Annotated in this window: 5 protein-coding genes; 1 reads left to right on the top strand and 4 read right to left on the bottom strand. The window is 43.4% G+C overall.

The annotated features are described in order from the left end of the window. Nucleotides 1-7 precede the first annotated feature (7 nt). The gene (locus L3J70_09830) at nt 8-1,663 is read left to right on the top strand and encodes a DUF4832 domain-containing protein (protein MCF6236652.1); all 1,656 of its coding nucleotides are present in this window, start codon (nt 8-10) and stop codon (nt 1,661-1,663) included. 106 nt (nt 1,664-1,769) lie between these two features. Here L3J70_09830 and L3J70_09835 read toward each other — a convergent pair whose 3' ends face one another. The 4 genes from L3J70_09835 to L3J70_09850 form a co-directional block, all read right to left on the bottom strand. Then, entirely contained in the window at nt 1,770-3,509 is a 1,740-nt protein-coding gene (locus L3J70_09835) for a c-type cytochrome (GenBank protein ID MCF6236653.1), read from the bottom strand. After that, nucleotides 3,506-4,177, bottom strand: coding sequence for a hypothetical protein (locus tag L3J70_09840; GenBank protein ID MCF6236654.1), 672 nt, complete (start codon nt 4,175-4,177; stop codon nt 3,506-3,508). The genes L3J70_09835 and L3J70_09840 overlap by 4 nt, the downstream gene beginning before the upstream one ends. 202 nt (nt 4,178-4,379) lie before the next feature. After that, nucleotides 4,380-4,994 (bottom strand): hypothetical protein, encoded by a 615-nt coding sequence (locus tag L3J70_09845; protein MCF6236655.1) that lies wholly within the window; start codon nt 4,992-4,994, stop codon nt 4,380-4,382. A gap of 193 nt (nt 4,995-5,187) precedes the next feature. After that, on the bottom strand, nt 5,188-6,017 hold an 830-nt coding region (locus L3J70_09850), incomplete at its 5' end, for a cadherin-like domain-containing protein (GenBank protein ID MCF6236656.1).

The raw sequence follows: 6,017 nt of genomic DNA on the forward strand, positions 1-6,017 counted from the left end.
TACAGTTATGTTTAAACAACTATTGAAAATAGCCATATTTATAACAATGGCTGGAGCCACAGCGACCGCTTGGTCCAACATTCCACCGCCACCCGTCAATCAAAACTTAGGAATTCCTGACGGGGTGATGAATGATATGACATTCCATACTTGTCTAGGTTGCCATGGTGACCCTGTCAATGCACCAGCACCGGTTAACATTGGTTATTTACCAGACCGTCACCATCTACGGGTTGACACGCCGATTGGTAAATACTCTGCATCACCTTTTCCAGATGACTCGACAGACGGTACACACAAATGTATCACCTGCCATAAAGTGGACTGGGTGACCGAGCCATCCAGACCTCTAGGAGGCTATTTTAAGTTTGCACTGGATCCCGCTGAACCCGTATTTCGTGATTGTATGAGCTGCCATGAACAAAGACCTGGTATCGCCTCAGTCCACCATTTAACAGAGAAAGCGCAGGAAGCTCAATGTCCAATATGCCATGGTAGTTTGGTTAATTTTCCTTATGGTGATCATTATATTCCAGATTATCGAGCCTCAATGATTACCCCTTGGCCTGGAGATAATTACAATGAACCCTCCAGCCCATCAAGCCAGTATGATCCACCCATCGCGGACTATAATGGTCGTCGCACTGGTAACTGTGAACATTGCCATTTTTCTGGGACTGATCAAGTCACTGGGAGAATGGTTCCTACCAACTATGAAACGCATCATGGTACAGGTGTTGGCCAACCTAATAGCGGCTCCGAGCACGGTTGTGATATTTGTCATGATTTTTCACCACCCGGCCATACTATTCGTGGCTGTCAGAAATGTCATGGAGCTATCTCTTTACACACCATTGAGTTTGATGCAAAGGGCGACGGAATTTCCCCAGGCAGCGAAGAGCCCTTTATGGGACATATTGGCAATGCTATGAACTGCAATGGTTGCCATATTAATTGGCAGATAACAGGAGGCCTGCCCAATGGAGGCTTTGGTCCCTCTCCCCAATCTAATGTAACACCCATTATTGAGCATGTGCAGGTAGGGGGGAATAATACCAGCAAGACTAGAAGCATTACCGCAGCTCAACTTCCAGAGTCAAAAGTACTATCCTTCACAGGATCAGGATTTATCAGCACAATAAAAACAGATGAAGGTTCTGTAGAAATAGTCGCAAAATTAGTATTAACCAATAAAGAGGGTTTAACTTTTGAGTACGAACCCACAGCATCAACACCAATCACACTTGAATTTACCTTGCCTAAAGATTTAGCCCCAGGCAGCTATGATGTACATTTAGCTAAAAGAACCCTCAAAAGCCCTATTATCAACTTGGCGATAAGGCCTGATGTCAGTGTGAGCGATATTAGTTGTGACAACGGGGAAATTAAGATCAATGGCAATGGTTTTATCAACCATTTGAATACAGAAAATTCGGGCACTAATATCGTTAACATGGAAACATCTGAAAAGTGCAATATCGAATCGTGGAGCGATAACTATATTATTACTGATTGTGGATCAGGTGACATTGGAAATATTCAAATTAATACTGTTTTTGGCAGCACAGTGGCCGATTCCACTTGTGTAGGTAGCTCTACCGGCCGACCCGACTGGTGGTCTTTATGGCGCTGGTTTGCCTCTTGGGGCTGGTCAGGGCGTTAGAGTAAATTCTGAATTCGAATAATTAACTGTATAACCTCTGAAATTACACAGAATTTTTGGAGGTTATTTCGTAAATGACTCGATACCCAACAACTCCACAATATCCCTATAGAGGTGACTTTTGCTCGGCGTAATAAGCTGCAATCGCTTTAATTTCAAGCAAGCTCAATGTCTCTGTCATGGCGTACATGATAGAGTTTTTGCGCACACCGTCCTGATACTCCTTCATTGCCACCACTAAGTAAGACTCTAATTGCCCCGCCAGACGTGGCACACCAGGCTCAGTACTGTAGCCTTTTTCTCCATGGCAGCGGTTGCAGCGTTCTTCAACGATACGAGCCGGATTATCGGGAAGTTGAGTCTCCACTTGCGGAGTCGGTTGCCCAGCAAAGTAGGCTGCAATCTGCTTCAGCTCATCTGCATCAAGCTTTTCTGCAACAGATTTCATGCCTTCATTGTGGCGAGAACCTTTAGCATAAGCGCGAGTGGCTTTAATAATGTAATCAACCTGCTGCCCTGCCAAGCTAGGTATAGTGGCAGGATTGGGGCTGACTCCCCCTTCACCATGACAATTGCCACAAGCCTTGTTTGCAACTTCACCCCCCTCAAGGTTGCTTTTACTACTGCCAACCGACTGAACTGGTGATTGTATGGCATAGTAATAAGCTATTTTCTCAATATCGGTATCACTATAAAAACTTACGATCTCCTGCATGGCAGAATGTCGGCGCGCTCCTGTCTGATATGCTTTTGTGGCCGCTGTAATGTACTTCACGTGCAATCCAGCAAGGTTAGGCACACTATTATTTGTACTGTTACCATTTTTGCCGTGACAGCTATTACAGGAAGCGGCGAGATGAGAGCCTTCAGTAATAGGATCAAAAACTTCCGCAGTTACACTATCGCGATGCAGTGGCGAAACTGGTTTTTGCCGAGCGTAGTAAGAAGAAAGATTGATAATAGTGGCATCACTGAGGTTCTTGACCGGTGCACGCATCAACAAATCGCTACGCCTACCGTCACGGTAATCACGAGTTGCTTTAATCAGATAACGTTGTGATTGACCTGCTAAATTAGGAATGTTTGGATTAAGGCTATTGCCGTTATAACCATGACAGCCTGCACAGGCACGGGCGGCAAACTTACCACGAGCAGCATCACCGTGATCAGGTGGCGGTGCTGTGTATGATGGTTTTATAGCCGCATAATAGATGCCGAGACTATAAATATCCTGCCCACTCAAACGCCCTTTAAAGAGCTTCATAATCTCATTATCACGCTGACCATTCAGATAACTCTTAAGAGCTGGCCTGAAATACTCCAGCGGCATACCATCGAGTGAAGGAATCGCTTCATCTTTTTGGTAACGGGCTGTTTGGCTATGGCAAGAACGACAACTACTGGCAATAGAATCAGAAACCTGCCACTGCCTGTTTTTAATTATATTTCGTGATTCACGGCTCACAACTGCACCACGCCAGACAGTTTTAAGGCTGGCATAATAAGCGGTTACATCAGCCATTTGTGAGGGAGTGAGAGCATCACTGGCCAATTTCATGGCACTATGGTTGCGTGTACCATCACGGTAGGCAAGCAGAGAACGAACCAGATAGTCTTGTTCCATTCCGGCAATAAAGGGAGAGCCACTGCGTGCACTGACACCACTCAGCCCATGACAGGCGGCACACTGGCTGGCAATAGCACGCCCTTTTACTGCATCACCAACACCAACTATCTTGAGTGCCGAACTAATCTGTATGGCTTCGAGTACGCTATTATTTTCTGCTTCTTCCAATTCACAACCACTAAAAATGAAAGAAAACAGAAAGAGGCCCAACCACCTCATGGCGACTTTTCTATCACACTACAGTAAAAAGTTTGCTCAACCTCTTGTGGTAGTTTATAGAACCACATTTGATATATGGATAGAAAAAATTGCACCGCAAAACTAAGGCCGATCAAAGCACCACTTCCAATCACGACCCAAGCAAATGGTTCATAAACCTTGGTCATATACCATGAGGCAATATCAAAAATGATCGCTACAAAAGGAGTCGCAATGATAGCAATTTTCACCCACTCTTTTCGCAAATAGGTATGCATAAAGATGCCCCCCATAAGGAAAAAAATAAATGTCAAACCAAATAAATGAATATGAGAAACTCGTACTAGGGTGAAGAGATTCATGCCGTGATCCTCTTCGAGAACCAATTTGACTTTCTCGTAATTTTCTAGACTAGGTAGGTGTGGATTGCGGTTATTGTGGCAAGTAATGCAACGATTTTCAAAGATCTCTTTTATATCTGAATCATAGAGATCTTCTTCTGCCCCTCCGCGAGCCCAGCCGATGATCTTGATATTCTCATCAGCGGCCAGCATGCCTGACATCGACCCTCTCAGTGCCGACTCCAGTTTGGTATCACTCTTGGAACCACTGTAGGCGATAATAATATCTTGCACCGACAACATATCGTTACCATCACGTCCATGATGGGAGGCAAAAATATAAATCATGGCAAATAAATAACCTACGCCCAGAACACACAAAACGCAAGTGTAGAACACCTTTTGTACCAGCGGAAGATGTGAAAAATGGAGCGAAAAACGAGAGTGTGTCATAAAGTATTTCTACTATGTATTAAATAAAACGTCGTTTACAGCCCATTCATATCAACGCTTCGAAAGGGGGCAAAATACCCCCTTTCACAAGAATGGCCTAGTTATTTTTAGCCCCTTGGTTAATCCACTTACTGATGACACGAACCTCATCATCTGACAGAGGAGATTTACCGTAAGGCATTCTCAGGTGATCCTTACGAGTGACCATTACCATGAAGGAGCTGTTGATGGCTGATCCTGGTGTGATCATTTTGCCACCCTCTTGAGTGCCTTTCATCAGGCCGTCATAGTGCGTCATGTCCAGGCCGCTAACATGCTTTCCTTCACCTTCGCTACTGTGGCACTCAGCACAACGGATACTAATGATCGGGCCAATATCTCTTGCATAGCTCACCTCGCCTCGCCCAGTTTTTTTCAATGAACCGAAATAAGCAGCAATTTCATGAATATCTGAATCAGAAAAATTCTTCAGCAAACCTTGCTTCATTGAAGATTTACCTTTTTTACTGGTTAGAAGGATTTTTTCCAGCGCAGCACTATTAAGCCCCGCCAGCTCTGAATTTGTAGTCGTTCCCATTCCGTTATATCCATGGCAATCTGTACAATAAAATGCTTTCGCAGCCCCTCTCTTTATTGCACCATCATCAGCGGCAATAGCAAAACCACTCAACCCAAAAAATAATGTAACAAATAATAATATTGATATTTTCATTAATCTACGCCCCTCAAATAATAATATTTATACACTTCATCGTACATTTACATCAGAAGTATTTGGAATTATATTCCAAACAGGTATAAATTACTGTGGTAAAAGTAAATTTTTTTAATACAACCCTAAAAAACAACCATTTCCATCGTATGCACCTAGTATTACCCAAGTGCATACCCTTATTAAAACCTATCTAATCGTTGTTTTTATAAACCCGAAAACCTAATAATGCCAATAGTCCCCACAAACTCAAAGCACCACTACCGCCATCATCTTTCTTAACAGGTTTTTTATTGACTGTAATATTAACGACTCCTTGTGTTTCACCACCATTGCCATCACTGGCTATGTAGTTGAAATTGTCGTTACCACTAAAGCCAGCCTTAGGTGTGTAAGTGAATGTACCATCACTATTATTGGTAACTGCGCCCCCTTGAGCAGATGTAGCATCTGCACTTTTAATACTTAAGGTGTCACCATCAGGATCGCTATCATTGACCAAGACATTGTTTATAGTCACCGCAGCATTTTCATTAGTGCTGACACTATCATTAACAACAACAGGATCTTTATTAACAAAACCACCAACTGCATTGACTGCAATATTAACGACTCCTTGTGCTTCACCACCATTACCATCACTGATGATATAGTTGAAACTGTCATCTCCACTGAAACCCGCTCTTGGGATATAAGTGAATGTACCATCCTCATTATTGATGATTGACCCACCTTTCATTGATGTGCCATCCACACTCTTGATGCTTAACGCATCACCGTCGCCATCACTGTCATTGGTCAATACATTGTCAATAGTGACTGCGGTGTCTTGATTCGTACTAGCACTGTCATCCACTGCAACCGGTACATTATTTATTGCACCTAATTCATAGAAATAAGCAGCACCTGCTGTTTTTTGATTTCGATCAGAGCCTGCATCTGCACGCATCGCTCCAGCTATGATAAAACTTTCACTATCATCAACTGATACGCTGAGACCAAACTTGCTGTCCGCTTGACCAT

Source organism: Gammaproteobacteria bacterium (assembly GCA_021648145.1).
Taxonomy (GTDB): Bacteria; Pseudomonadota; Gammaproteobacteria; order JAADGQ01; family JAADGQ01; genus S141-38.